Raw genomic sequence first — 13,609 nt, 5'->3', positions numbered from 1 at the left:
TCCTCCCGCGCTTCGCTTACGGCGCTCTGGCGGAGCGGCAGCGCGCGGGAGCCTCCTGCCCCTCGTCCAGATGCGCCGAAACGATCCGCACAAAGCAGTCCGGCGCCACGAGGGGCAGGAAATGCGCGCCGCCCTCCACAGCCGCGAAGCGGATATCGTTCCCTGCGCCCGACAGGATCGCTGCGTGATCGCGCGCGCCCTCATAGGGCGTATTCGGGTCGAGCGTTCCGTGCACGATCAGCGTCGGCGGCAGGTTCCGCGGCACCCCGCCGAAGAACCCGTCACGCTCATAGAGGGGGGCGGGATTGTTCGTCAGGAGGCCGGGCAGCGGACTGGTGAACAGCGCGTCCACGGCTTCCTCCTCCACCATCTGCGCGGTCAGGTCGGGCCGTGCATTGTTCTCCGATCCGCTGATCAGCATGACGAGCGGAAGCGAGGGCGGCGACTGCGCGGAGATGCGGAGGTCCGCAACCGCCTCCTCGAGCGCGCCGAGCGCTGCTTCGAGCGGCGCGGTGTCGCCGCGGGACAGGCCCTCGATCACCGCCGGGATCCGCTCCCGCAGCTGAGGAAAGTTCAGCGCTCGGCCCATGAAGGCGCGCAGATCGCCGCCGGGCACGACTTTCCGCCATCCTGCGGTCCTGTCGGCGAGGAGCGCGCGATAGGCGTCGATCTGTGCAGGCGTCAGCACGTCATGCCCGACTGCATCCACCACCTCTGTGCGGCGGCTCAGATCCCAGCGCGGATCGGTTTCGGGCGGCACGAGGCCGTCGAGCACGATGCCGTCCACCGGCACGGGCGCGGCCTGCATCATGCGCAGGACCAGCTGCGTGCCGTAGGACACGCCGTAAAGGTGGACTTCGCCGGACTGCCTGTGCCGGGCGATCAGCCCGGACAGGTCATGCGCGGCATTGGTGATGGTGAAGGCGCGGGCCCGCTCCGCCGCGCCCTGCATCGCGCCGATGCACGGCCCCCATTCCTCGCCTGCCAGCGACAGGCCCGCCGGGCTTTCGGCCGCCTCCTGCTCAGGGCAGAGCTTCGCCGAATAGCCGGTCCCGCGATGGTCCGGGATGACCAGGTCATAGTCCGCGAAGGCCGCTCGCAGGACCGGCAGCACCGGATAAAAGCTGGCGCCCGTCTCGCCCGGCCCGCCCGCAACCAGCCAGACCTCGCCGCGGCGCGCGGCCGGGTCGGGCGCGGGGAATTTCCGCACGAAGAGCGTGATCTCTTCGCCGCGAGATGCATCCTCATGGGCCGGATCGAGAGGCACCGCCTCGCGAAGGCAGAGCGACCCTGCTAGGGCGGGTATGGACCCGGCATCCGCGCAGGGCTCGAAATCCTGCGCGGCAGCGGGAGACGCTCCGCCGAGAACGAAGACGGCGAAAGCGGCGGACAGGATGGGCCTGATCATGACCTCCCCTTAACCTCGCCAGCGGCCCTCCGCCACCGGCGGCGCAGGGCGGAACGTCAGATCCGGGCAGGCCCTATTCCCACTCGATCGTGCCGGGCGGCTTGGACGTCACGTCATAGACGACGCGGTTGATGCCGCGGACCTCATTGATGATGCGCGTGGAAACCCGGCTCAGGAAGTCGTGCTCGAAGGGATAGCTGTCCGCGGTCATGCCGTCCGTGGACGTCACCGCGCGAAGCGCGAGCACCCAGTCATAGGTCCGCTCGTCCCCCATGACCCCGACCGTCCGCACGGGCAGGAGCACGCTGAAAGCCTGCCATATCGCGTCGTAGAGGCCCTCTTCCCGGATCATGTCGAGATAGATGGCGTCCGCCTCGCGCAGCAGGTCCGCCTTCTCCTTGGTCACCGCGCCGGGAATGCGGATGGCGAGGCCTGGCCCCGGGAAGGGATGCCGGCTGACGAAACCGTCGGGCAGGCCGAGCTCGCGCCCCAGCGCCCGCACCTCGTCCTTGAACAGCTCGCGCAGGGGTTCGACGAGGCCCATGTTCATGCGCTCGGGCAGGCCGCCGACATTGTGGTGCGACTTGATCGTGACCGACGGGCCGCCATCGAAGCTGACGCTCTCGATCACGTCCGGATAGAGCGTGCCCTGCGCGAGGAAGTCCGCCCCGCCGAGCTTTTTCGCCTCCGCCTCGAAGACATCAATGAAGGTCTTGCCGATCGCCTTGCGCTTGGCCTCGGGATCGTCGAGCCCGTCGAGGACGCCCATGAAGGTGTCCTCCGCCTCCACATGGACGAGCGGGATATTGTAGCTGCCGCGGAACAGGTCGACGACCTGGCGGCCCTCATCCTTCCGCATCAAGCCCGTATCGACGAAGACGCAGGTCAGCTGATCGCCGATCGCCTCGTGGATCAGGACGGCGGCGACCGCGCTGTCCACGCCGCCCGAGAGGCCGCAGAGGACGCGGGCGTCGCCGACCTGCTGGCGGATCTTGGCGGTCATCTCCTCGCGGAAGGCGGCCATGGTCCAATCGCCCTTCAGCCCGCAGATCTGGCGGGTGAAATTGGACAGAAGGCGCGCCCCGTCCAGCGTGTGGCTGACCTCGGGGTGGAACTGCACGCCGTAAAAGCCGCGCAGCTCGTCCGCGATGGCGGCGAAGGGGGCCGAAGGCGTCGTCGCGATGGGATGAAAGCCTTCGGGCAACCGGACGACCCTGTCGCCATGGCTCATCCAGACGGGGTAGGTGCCGTTCTCGGCCCAGACGGTCTGGAACAGCGCGCTCTGCGTCTGCACCGTCACATCGGCCCGGCCGAACTCCCGCTCCCGCGCCGTCTCGACCTCGCCGCCGAGCTGATCGACCATGATCTGCTGGCCATAGCAGATGCCGAGGACCGGCACGCCGAGCGCGAAGACCGCGTCATCGACATGCGGCCGGTCGGCCCGCTTCACGCTGGAGGGGCCGCCGGACAGGATCACGCCCTTGGGCGCGAACTCGTCCAGCATCGCCTTGCCGATGCGATTGAAGGGATGGACTTCGCAATAGACGCCGTCCTCGCGCAGGCGCCGCGCGATGAGCTGCGTCACCTGGCTGCCGAAGTCGACGACGAGCACCCGTTCATGGTGCTGGTGAACCTGCGGAGCGATTGTCTGAAGCGAGTCGGCCATGGCGCGCCTTACGCCGGAACCGCCTTGGCTTCAACGCGCTGCGATGCAGCGCGGGCGGCCTGCCGGAGGCCGCCCGCCGCACTCTTCAGAGGTCCAGCAGCAGGCGCTGCGGATCCTCGAGATTTTCCTTCACCCGCACGAGGAAGGTCACGGCGCCTTTCCCGTCCACGATCCGGTGATCGTAGCTCAGCGCCAGATACATCATCGGCCGCACGACCACCTGATCGCCGACGACGACCGGGCGCTTCTCGATCCGGTGCATGCCGAGAATGCCCGATTGCGGCATGTTCAGGATCGGCGTGGACATCAGCGATCCGTACACGCCGCCATTGGTGATGGTGAACGTGCCGCCCTGCATCTCGTCGAGCTTGAGGTCGCCGGTGCGGGCGCGCCTGCCGAAATCGTTGATGTCCTTCTCGATCTGCGCGAGCGACTTGGCCTCGGCATCGCGCAGGACCGGAACGACGAGGCCCTTTTCGGTGCCGACCGCGATGCCGATGTCGTAATGGTTCTTGTAGATGATGTCCGTGCCGTCGATCTCGGCGTTGACATCGGGCACTTCGCGCAGCGCCTGCACGCAGGCCTTCACGAAGAAGGACATGAAACCGAGCTTCACGCCGTGCTTCTTCTCGAAGAGCTCCTTGTACTGAGAGCGCGCTTCCATCACCGCCGTCATGTCGACGTCGTTGAAGGTGGTCAGCTGCGCCGCCGTGTCCTGGCTCTCCTTGAGGCGCCGGGCGATGGTCTGGCGCAGGCGGGACATCTTCACTCGCTCCTCGCGCTCCTCGAGCGAGCGCGGCTCCGCCGGACGGGCGGCGGGCTTCGCCTGCTGCGGCTGATGGGCGAGCGCGTCGCCTTTCGTGACCCGGCCATCCTTGCCGGTCCCCTCGATCTGCGAGGCGTCGAGGCCCCGCTCCTCGACCACGCGGCGCGGCGCGGGGGAGAGCGTGGACAGCTTCTGGTTCGTCTGCTGCGGCGTCTGCTCTTTCTGCTCGGCGGGCGCGGGCGCGGACGGCTTGCCGCTCACCTCGCCGGAGACGAGGATGCCGAGCACGTCTCCCACGGCGACGGTGTCGCCTTCTTGCGCCTTGATCTCCTTGAGCGTGCCGGAGGTCGGCGCGGGCACGTCGACGGCCGCCTTGTCCGTCTCCAGGCTGACGATCGGATCATCCGCATTGACGTAGTCGCCGACCTTGACCAGCCACTCGCCGATATCGGCCTCGGTCACGCTTTCGCCCGAGGAGGGCGCGACGATCTCGACCTCTTCGCCTTCGGCCTTGCCCGAGGCCGCAGCGCCGCCATCGGCCCCGGCGCTGCCGCCATTGCCGGCATCCTTCGCCTTGCCCTTCGAGTCCTGCTCGATCCCGCCGGACTTCGGCGCGTCCTTGGCAGTGGCGGCGTCGCCCTCTTCCATCTTGGCGATGACGTCGCCGACCGACACCGTGTCGCCTTCCTGCGCGTCGATCGAGGTGATCACCCCATCGGCCGGCGCGGGCACGTCCATCGCCGCCTTGTCGGTCTCCAGGCTGACGATGGGCTGATCGGCCTTCACCCGGTCGCCGACCTTCACCAGCCACTCGCCGATATCGGCTTCGGTGACGCTTTCGCCCGCTGCGGGCACCACGATATCCGTCATTCGTCTTCTTCCTAACTCAGCGCTTCGTCGAGGAAGGCTGCGAGTTCCTGTCTATGCTGGGCGGCGTGACCCGTCGCCGTCGAGGCGGCGGCGGGGCGGCCGGCATAGCGGGCCCGGCCATGCTTGGCGCCCACCTGTCCCAGCGTCCATTCGAGGTTCGGCTCCATGAAGGACCAGCCGCCCATGTTCTTCGGCTCTTCCTGACACCAGACCATCTCCGCCTGGTCGAAGCGGCGCAGTTCCTTCATCAGCGACTGCGCCGGGAACGGATAGAACTGCTCGACGCGCATCAGGTAGACGTCGTTGATACCCCGATTCTCGCGCTCTTCGAGCAGGTCGTAATAGACCTTGCCGGAGCACATCACGACCCGCCGCACCACATTGTCGGGGACGAGGTCGACCGTGCTGCCGGGCCGGTATTCCGCATCGTCCTGGAGCACGCGGTGGAAGGACGAGCCATTGCTCATCTCCTCCAGGGTCGAGACCGCCCGCTTGTGGCGCAGCAGGCTCTTGGGCGTCATCAGGATGAGCGGCTTGCGGAAATCGCGCTTCAGCTGGCGCCGCAGGATGTGGAAATAGTTCGCAGGCGTCGTGCAGTTGGCGACCTGGATGTTGTCCTGGGCGCAGGCCTGCAGATAGCGCTCGAGCCGGGCGGAGGAATGCTCCGGCCCCTGCCCCTCATAGCCGTGCGGCAGGAGGAGCGTCAGGCCCGACATGCGCAGCCACTTGCGCTCGGCCGAGGAGATGAACTGGTCGAAGATGACCTGCGCGCCATTGGCGAAATCGCCGAACTGCGCTTCCCACAGGGCGAGCGTGCAGGGGTCGGCGAGCGAATAGCCGTATTCGAAGCCCATCACCGCGAATTCGGACAGGTTCGAATCGATCACCTCGAATTCGGCCTGATCGCCGCCCAGGTGCCGCAGCGGCGTCCAGCGCTTCTCCGTCTCCTGATCGACGAATTGCGCGTGGCGCTGGCTGAACGTGCCGCGCACGGAGTCCTGGCCGGACAGGCGGACGCGGTAGCCTTCCTTGAGGAGCGAGCCGAAGGCGAGCGCCTCTGCCGTCGCCCAGTCGATCCCTTCCCCCGCATCGATCGCGGCCTTCTTCGCCTTGAGGATGCGGGCCAGCGTCTTGTGGATCTTCAGGTCCGAGGGAACATGGGTCAGCTTCGCGCCGATCTCGCGCAGGCGCTCCATGGAGACGGCGGTATTGCCGCGGCGGTCATCCTCCTGGGGCGGACGGAACCCTTTCCAGTGCGCGTCGAGCCAGTCGGCCTTTTTCGGCTCATAGGGCCCGCCGGCGTCGAATTCCTCGGCAAGGAAGGCCTTGAAGTCGTCGCGCTCGCGCTGGACCTCTTCCTCCGTGACCACGCCTTCTTCGATCAGGCGCTGCGCATAGAGCACCGGGGAGCTCTCTCGCGCCTTGATGCGCTTGTACATCAGGGGCTGGGTGAAGCTCGGCTCGTCGCCCTCATTGTGCCCGTAGCGGCGGTAGCACCACATATCGAGAACCACGTCATGGCCGAATTCCTGCCGGAACTCGGTCGCGACCTTGGCCGCGAAGACCACGGCCTCCGGGTCGTCGCCATTGACGTGGAAGATCGGCGCTTCGACCATCTTGGCGACATCGGACGGATAAGGAGAGCTGCGCGCGAAGCGCGGGCTCGTCGTGAAGCCGATCTGGTTGTTGACGATGAAATGGATCGTGCCGCCCGTGCGATAGCCGCGCAGTCCGGTGAAGCCGAAGCATTCCGCGACCACGCCCTGCCCCGCAAAGGCCGCATCGCCATGCAGCAGAAGCGGCAGGACATGGGTGCGCGCCTGCGTCAGCTTGGTGCGCGGCGGGTTCATGTCCTGCTTGGCGCGCGACTTGCCCAGCACCACCGGATCGACCGCTTCGAGATGGCTGGGGTTCGCGGCGAGCGACAGGTGAACCTTGTTGCCGTCGAACTCGCGGTCCGAGGAAGCGCCGAGATGATATTTCACATCGCCCGAGCCGCCGACATCCGAAGGGATGGCCGCGCCGCCCTGGAACTCGTGGAAGATCTGGTGATAGGGCTTGCCCATCACGGCGGCGAGCACGTTCAGGCGCCCCCGGTGGGGCATGCCGACCGTGATCTCCTCGACGCCAAGGGCGCCGCCGCGCTTGATGATCTGCTCGAGCGCGGGAACCATGGCCTCGCCGCCGTCGATCCCGAAGCGCTTCGTGCCCTGATATTTGACGTGGAGGAAGTTCTCGAAGCCCTCAGCCTCGATCAGCTTGGAGAGAATCGCCCGCTTGCCCTCGGCGGTGAACTTGATCTCCTTGTCCATGCCCTCGATCCGCTGCTGAAGCCACTGCTTCTGCGTCGGGTCAGTGATGTGCATGAACTCGATCGCGAAGGTGCCGCAATAGGTGCGGCGGAGGATCTCCATGATCGTGTGCAGGTTCGCCGTCTCGAGCCCCAGCACCTGATCGATGAAGATCTCGCGGCCCCAGTCCTCCTCGGCGAAGCCGTAGGTCTGCGGGTCGAGTTCGGGGTGGACCTCGAGCGTGCGCATCTCCAGCGGATCGAGGTCCGCGATGAGGTGGCCGCGGATGCGGTAGGCCCGGATGAGCATCAGCGCCCGGACCGAATCGGACACGGCGGCGCGCACATCCGCGGGCGCAAGCTCGGGCGAGCGCTTCTCGATCTTGCGTTCGAAGGCCCCTTCGAGCGCGGACCAGTCGCCCGACAGCGCGGCCGTCAGCTCATCGCCCGACCGGGTGGGCCAGTCGCTGCGCGACCAGGAGGGGCCGTTCGCGTTCTCGCTCGCGCCGTCGCTGCCGAGGCCGTCGAAATAGGCGCGCAGCTCGGGATCGACGCTGGCGGGATTCTTCGCATAGCGGGCATGCTGCTCGGCGAGGTAGCCGGCATTCGCGCCGCTCAGGAAGGAAGTGGAGGCGACGGCCTCCCGCGTGTTGAAGTCGTCGCCTTGTGAGCCGTCATGGGCCATGGGACGCTGGGCCTCGCAGATCGGGCCGGGCTCCCGCCCGGCCTCAGGACGTGAAGGAGGCGGGCATACCCGCCTCGGTTGACACTGTACTTAACGGGCCGCGGCCCGCGCGCAACAGCTAGTCCTCGCCTACGGCGTTAGCCTTTCAGAACTTCTACCAGCGTGGTGCCGAGCGCGGCGGGCGTCGGGCTGACCGCGATGCCGGCCTTGCGCATGGCTTCGATCTTGGCTTCCGCCGTATCGTCGCCGCCCGAGACGATGGCGCCCGCATGGCCCATGCGGCGGCCCGGAGGCGCCGTGACGCCGGCGATGAAGCCGACAGTGGGCTTCTTGACCGAATTCTCGGCCAGGAACTGCGCCGCCTCGGCCTCGGCGGAACCGCCGATCTCGCCGATCATGATGATGCTCTCGGTCTCGTCGTCCTTGAGGAACATCTCGAGCACGTCGATGAAGTCCATGCCCTTCACCGGGTCGCCGCCAATGCCGACGCAGGTCGACTGGCCGAGGCCCGCATTGGTGGTCTGATGCACCGCCTCATAGGTCAGCGTGCCCGAGCGCGACACGATGCCGACCGAGCCGCGGCGGTGGATGTGACCCGGCATGATGCCGATCTTGCATTCGTCCGGCGTGATGACGCCCGGGCAGTTCGGGCCCACGAGGCGCGTCTTCGAACCTTTGAGCGCATCCTTCACCTTGACCATGTCGAGGACGGGGATGCCCTCGGTGATCACGATGACGAGAGGCATCTCGGCCTCGATGGCTTCGAGGATCGAGGCCGCCGCGAATTTCGGCGGCACATAGACGACGGAGGCATCGGCGCCGGTCTTCTCCCGCGCCGTCTTCACGTCGTCATAGACCGGCAGGGTCGCCCCCTTGGCAGCCTCTCCGGCTTCCCAGGTCTGGCCGCCTTTGCCGGGCACCACGCCGCCGACCATCTTGGTGCCATAGGCGATGGCCTGCTCGGTGTGGAAGGTGCCGGTCTTGCCGGTCAGGCCCTGGCACAGGACCTTCGTGTTCTTGTTCACCAGAATCGACATGGACGCTCCGCTTGCCTGACTGCCCGCCCGGGCAATGGTTCTGAAGGTTGCGGGGGGAGTAGCGAGCAGACCTGACCGAGACAAGGCGAACCGCGCAACCGCGCGCAGTTCGCATGGGGGACGAAGGCCGCTTCTGCGTGTTCGGGTCGTCGGGAACGAGAAGGAGACGTTCGGTCATGGACGCATCGAAGAAGGATCTGTTCGAGAAACTGGCACGGGCGGGCTTCGCCGCGCGCGGCGTGACCTACTGCCTGATCGGCGGGCTCGCCGTGCTCGCGGCCTTCGGCTCCGGCGGGCAGACGACGGGCAGCACGGGCGCGCTGCGCACGCTGGCGGACAGCGGATGGGGCGTCTTCGCCCTCGTGCTGATCGGCATCGGCCTGTTCGGCTACGGCATCTGGCGGACGACCGCCGCCGCGCTCGACCTCGAAAACCAGGGCCATGACAAGGAAGGCACCGCCAAGCGGGTGGCGCATTTCTTCGCGGGGCTCACCTATTTCGCGCTCGCCGTCTACTGCTTCATGCTGATCTTCGGCGCTGCGGGGGGCGGCACAGGCGGCGCGGACTCCCTGACCGCCAAGCTGATGCAGGCGCCCTTCGGCCGCATCCTCGTCGGCATTGCGGGGCTGATCGGCCTCGCCGCCGCGGCGGCGCAGGCCAAGAAGGCGATCAAGGAAGAATACAAGGCCCGCACCCGGATCCCGGAGCACAGGGGCTGGGTCAACAAGGCGATCAAGGCCGGCATTCTGAGCCGCGCGGTGATCTTCGCGATCATCGGCGTCTTCCTCCTGGTCGCGGCCTTCACCGCGAACCCCGACAATGCCCGCGGCGTCGGCGGCGCGCTCGACTGGCTGCGGGGGCAGGCCTGGGGCTCGATCCTGCTCGGCCTGATCGGCCTGGGCCTCGTCGCCTTCGGCCTCTTCAGCATTCTCCAAGCCCGCTACCGCTTCATCCCCGATCCCGAGGGCGAAGCGAAGGGCAAGCTTCGCGGCGCCACCGCGTAACCCCGAAAGGAGCACGACATGGCAGACGAACAGCACGCCAAGGGCCAAGGCAAGAAGGTCCAGGGCTCGGTCAAGGAGACGGCCGGCAAGGTGACCGGCGACGAGAACCTCGAAGCCGAAGGCAAGGCCGACAAGAGCGAAGGCAGCCTGCGCAAGGCCGTCGGCAATGTGAAAGACGCCCTCAAGGGCAAGTGACACTGCCACGCTTCCGCCGCCCCCGGCTTCCCGCCGGGGGCGGCATTTTGTTCGAATAACGGCAAAACACTGAAGATTCTGGCAGTTACACGCCGACGTGACGCAACCGCCAGCCTCTCCCGCCCGTCTCTTCATCGTTAACCAAAGCGAGAGAGGCGACTGGGATGACCAAGAACAACAAGATGATGACGGCGCTGATGTCGGCGGGGGCTGCCCTAGCGCTGTCCATGGGAGGCGCTCAGGCGGCTCATCTGACGACCTATCTGGTCGACTTCGAAGAACTCAATGACAGCGGCGTCGATGGGAACGGCACGCTGGTCTACAATTCCGAGGACGGCACGCTCGAGGTCAGCCTCGATTTCACCGGCCTCGCTGCCGGCCCCCACCCCATGCACATCCACGGCCTCTTCGAAGAGGGCGTCGCCGTGCCCGGCGGCACGCCGGCCGATTCGGTGACGCCGCCGCAAAGCGCGGACACGACCGGCGAGGGTGACGGCGACGGCTTCGTCGAGACCCTGGAGGGCGTGCCCTTCTACGGGGACATCCTCCTCCAGCTCGTCACCGAGCCGGGCAACGGCACGGCCTTCCTGACCGCCGGGGAGGACGGCACGGCGAGCTATGACGTCACCTTCGACCTGTCCGACAGCTCGATCTTCCTGCCGTCCCTGCCGACCGGCAATGTCTACAGCGCGGAGGACCTCTTCCCGCTGATCCTGCGGGAGATCGTCATCCACGGCCTCGTGCTCGCCGATGGCACCGGCGACGGCACGATGTTCGAGGTCGACGGGAATTGCGGCGACGATTTCGGCGACACGCCGGTCGAGGGCGGCTGCTATGTCGCGCTTCTCCCGGTCGCCGCGGCGGAGATTTCTCCCGTCCCGCTGCCCGGTGCGGCAGCCTTCTTCCTGACGGCCGGCATTGCGGGCGGCGCGTTCCGCTTCAGCCGGAAGAAGTCGGCGGCGTAAGCCTCCGGTCCGAATGCCAGGGAAAGGGCGCCGCAGGGCGCCCTTTTTCATGCGCCGCCCGCTGCCGGATACAGCCCTACCCGACCCGCCCGCCGATCAGGGAAAGCGGCATGCGGATTTCGAAGGGCTCGCCGCCGAACTGGTCCAGCGCCGCCTCCTCGACCGCGATGAGGCGCGAAGCGAGGGAGGGCTCTTTCATGGCGCGGGTGTGGGCGGACCAGGTCCGCAGATAGGCGATGAGCCGCTCGGCATTCCACGACACCTCCACCGCGAAGGGCGGCGCCGTCAGTTCGGCGAACGGGAATTCCAGGGCCGCCGCCGTGTAACCGGCCATGGCGATCCTGTTTCCGTCTGCCCAATAAGGATCGATCATCCCGCGCAGCGGGGCGACCAAGGCATCCTCGATCGCGGCAGGCACGATGATGTCGCTATAGACCCAGCCCGCGAACACGCTGCCGGGTCGTCCGACCCGACGCACCTCTTCCCAGAACGGCTTGCCTGCGAACCAGTGAAGCGCCGTTGCCGCGGTGATCAGGTCCGCGCCGTTCTCGAAAAGGCCCGAAGCCTCGGCCGGAGCGACGCGATAGGCGATGCGCGGGTGCGGCTCGGCCTGTTCGAGCTGCGCCGCATCGATGTCCGTCGCGAAGACCCGGTCGAACCGCTCGGCGAGCGCCAGTGCGGCCTGACCCGATCCCGTGGCGCAGTCCCAGACGGCCTCCCGGGCGGGAGACATCTGCGCGAGCCAGTCGAACAGGGCGTCCGGATAGGTCGGCCGCCCTGCCTTGTAGGCGCCCGCATGGGCGCCGAAGCTGCGCGCATTGTCCAATCGTCAGCCCTGGACGGCCTTCACGATCTTCTGCGCCGCGTCGTCGAGGTCGTTCGCCGCGATCACGTTGAGGTCGGAGCCGTCGATGATCGCCTTGCCCTTGTCGACATTGGTGCCTTCGAGGCGGACGACCAGCGGCACGTTCAGGCCCGTCTCCTCGACCGCGGCGAGAACGCCCTCGGCGATGACGTCGCACTGCATGATGCCGCCGAAGATGTTAACGAGGATGCCCTGCACGCCGGCATCCGAGGTGATGATCTTGAAGGCCTCGGTCACCTTCTCCTTGGTCGCGCCGCCGCCGACATCGAGGAAGTTTGCGGGCTCGGCGCCGTAATGCTTGATGATGTCCATGGTCGCCATGGCGAGGCCGGCGCCATTGACCATGCAGCCGATATTGCCGTCGAGCTTCACGTAGGACAGGTCCGACTTGCCCGCGCGCAGCTCGAGGGGGTCTTCCTCGGTCTCGTCGCGCAGCTCCTCGAACTCGGCATGGCGGAACTCGGCGTTCGGATCGAAGCCGACCTTGGCGTCGAGAACGCGCAGGCCGCCATTCTCCATGACGATCAGCGGGTTGACCTCCAGCATCGCCATGTCGCTCTCGGTGAAGGCCTTGTAGAGCGTGCCCATTAGCTCGCGGCCCTGCTCGGCCGCCTTGCCGTCGAGCTTCAGCGCCGCGACCAGCTTGTCCGCGACCGCATCGGTCATGCCCTCGGACGGATCGACGGTGACGGTCGCGATCTTGTCCGGCGTCGACTCGGCGACTTCCTCGATGTCCATGCCGCCTTCGGTCGAGGCGATGAACGCGACCCGGCCCGAAGACCGGTCGACGATCACGGAGAGATAGAGCTCGCGGTCGATGTCGGCGCCATCCTCGATATAGATCCGGCCGACCGTCTTGCCGTCCTCGCCCGTCTGCTTGGTCACGAGCGTATTGCCGAGCATCTTCCTGGCTTCGGCGGCGGCCTCTTCGGGCGTCTTGGTCAGGCGCACGCCGCCCTTCTCGCCCGCTTCGGCTTCCTTGAAGTGGCCCTTGCCGCGCCCGCCGGCATGGATCTGCGCCTTGACCACGTAGAGCGGGCCGGGAAGCTGCTTCGCCTTTTCCTCGGCCTCGCCCGCATTCATGACGACGACGCCGTCCGCGACGGGCGCGCCATAGCGCTTGAGGAGCTGTTTGGCCTGATATTCGTGAATGTTCATGACGCTGCTTCCGGGCTCTGCGGGATGTTCGTTCGCGAGAGGCACTAGCGCCTGAGGCGGCGCCCTTCAATCGGGCGTCTCACTGCCAGTTCATGCGGCGATGCGGAACGGCGGGTTCACAGTTCTGTTTCCCAGAGGACCGAAGAAATGGAGAGCGCGATGACCACTCCGCAGAACCCCGAAAGGGAGGGCGGCCCCCTCCTCAAGACCTATCGCCGCGCCAAGGCCAAGCTGAGCGGCCTGATGGGGGGTGGCAAACACGATATCGAGACCCACACGCCGCAGAAGGACCCGGCCGATTCCGGCCATGACTGGAAGAGCAAGCCCGCCGAGGAGGTCTCGCAGGCGGACGAGGTCCGCAGCCAGGAAGAGCGCAAGGAAATCTATGACGGCGACGGCGTCATGCCTTCGGACAATCGCCGGGCCGAACGCGAACCGTCCTCAAAGAGCGGCCGCGAGGCCCCCTCGCAGGACGGGCCCGGCGAGGACGATGGCGGCCCGCGCGGTCAGGTCGAGGTTCCCAGCGGCGATCCCAAGCGTCCTGTCGGGGCCGAGAATCCCGCCGCGCCGGCAGCCGATGAGGTCGAGCGTCACGGCATGGCCACGATGCAGGAGGACGAAGACGGCAAGGTGCCCTCGGAAGGCCTCGGCATCGATGACGGCCCGCGCGTGAAATATCCCTCGGACACAGGAGCCTGAC

11 protein-coding genes are annotated in these 13,609 nt (G+C 67.2%); 4 read left to right on the top strand and 7 right to left on the bottom strand.

Going from position 1 to position 13,609, the window contains the following annotated elements:
• Positions 1-16: 16 nt before the first annotated feature.
• The 5 genes from IE88_RS0108290 to sucD all read right to left on the bottom strand — a co-directional run bounded on the left by IE88_RS0108290 (position 17) and on the right by sucD (position 8,722).
• On the bottom strand, positions 17-1,408 hold the full coding sequence (locus IE88_RS0108290; RefSeq protein ID WP_051881716.1) for an alpha/beta hydrolase: 1,392 nt from the start codon (positions 1,406-1,408) through the stop codon (positions 17-19).
• Positions 1,409-1,481: 73 nt separating this feature from the next.
• The gene (gene guaA, locus IE88_RS0108285; protein ID WP_051881714.1) at positions 1,482-3,074 is read right to left on the bottom strand and encodes a glutamine-hydrolyzing GMP synthase; all 1,593 of its coding nucleotides are present in this window, start codon (positions 3,072-3,074) and stop codon (positions 1,482-1,484) included.
• A gap of 85 nt (positions 3,075-3,159) precedes the next feature.
• Positions 3,160-4,710 (bottom strand): 2-oxoglutarate dehydrogenase complex dihydrolipoyllysine-residue succinyltransferase, encoded by a 1,551-nt coding sequence (gene odhB, locus IE88_RS0108280; RefSeq protein ID WP_031552871.1) that lies wholly within the window; start codon positions 4,708-4,710, stop codon positions 3,160-3,162.
• Between the two features lie 11 nt (positions 4,711-4,721).
• Entirely contained in the window at positions 4,722-7,685 is a 2,964-nt protein-coding gene (locus IE88_RS0108275; protein WP_031552869.1) for a 2-oxoglutarate dehydrogenase E1 component, read from the bottom strand.
• A gap of 137 nt (positions 7,686-7,822) precedes the next feature.
• Positions 7,823-8,722 (bottom strand): succinate--CoA ligase subunit alpha, encoded by a 900-nt coding sequence (gene sucD, locus IE88_RS0108270; protein ID WP_031552867.1) that lies wholly within the window; start codon positions 8,720-8,722, stop codon positions 7,823-7,825.
• A 176-nt stretch (positions 8,723-8,898) separates the two neighbouring features.
• On the opposite strand from sucD, the gene IE88_RS0108265 reads away from it, so the two are divergent.
• The 3 genes from IE88_RS0108265 to IE88_RS17285 all read left to right on the top strand — a co-directional run bounded on the left by IE88_RS0108265 (position 8,899) and on the right by IE88_RS17285 (position 10,886).
• Positions 8,899-9,726: a DUF1206 domain-containing protein gene (locus IE88_RS0108265; RefSeq protein ID WP_036766904.1), complete on the top strand. Its 828-nt coding sequence runs from the start codon at positions 8,899-8,901 to the stop codon at positions 9,724-9,726.
• A gap of 18 nt (positions 9,727-9,744) precedes the next feature.
• Entirely contained in the window at positions 9,745-9,921 is a 177-nt protein-coding gene (locus IE88_RS17840) for a CsbD family protein (RefSeq protein ID WP_081871538.1), read from the top strand.
• A gap of 164 nt (positions 9,922-10,085) precedes the next feature.
• Positions 10,086-10,886 carry a cupredoxin domain-containing protein gene (locus IE88_RS17285; RefSeq protein WP_051881713.1) on the top strand — a complete coding sequence of 267 codons (801 nt, stop codon included), beginning with the start codon at positions 10,086-10,088 and terminating at the stop codon, positions 10,884-10,886.
• A gap of 76 nt (positions 10,887-10,962) precedes the next feature.
• Here IE88_RS17285 and IE88_RS0108245 read toward each other — a convergent pair whose 3' ends face one another.
• Both IE88_RS0108245 and sucC read right to left on the bottom strand, forming a co-directional pair.
• Positions 10,963-11,712: a class I SAM-dependent methyltransferase gene (locus IE88_RS0108245; RefSeq protein ID WP_051881710.1), complete on the bottom strand. Its 750-nt coding sequence runs from the start codon at positions 11,710-11,712 to the stop codon at positions 10,963-10,965.
• 3 nt (positions 11,713-11,715) lie between these two features.
• Positions 11,716-12,909 carry an ADP-forming succinate--CoA ligase subunit beta gene (gene sucC, locus IE88_RS0108240; protein ID WP_031552859.1) on the bottom strand — a complete coding sequence of 398 codons (1,194 nt, stop codon included), beginning with the start codon at positions 12,907-12,909 and terminating at the stop codon, positions 11,716-11,718.
• 159 nt (positions 12,910-13,068) lie between these two features.
• Here sucC and IE88_RS0108235 point away from each other — a divergent pair, with 159 nt between their 5' ends.
• Entirely contained in the window at positions 13,069-13,608 is a 540-nt protein-coding gene (locus tag IE88_RS0108235; RefSeq protein ID WP_156032497.1) for a hypothetical protein, read from the top strand.
• Position 13,609: the final 1 nt, after the last annotated feature.

Source organism: Parvularcula oceani, from assembly GCF_000733125.1.
In the GTDB taxonomy this organism is placed as follows: domain Bacteria; phylum Pseudomonadota; class Alphaproteobacteria; order Caulobacterales; family Parvularculaceae; genus Parvularcula; species Parvularcula oceani.
Note: the sequence above shows the minus strand (reverse complement) of the source record. Positions and strands in the feature narration are given on the sequence as shown.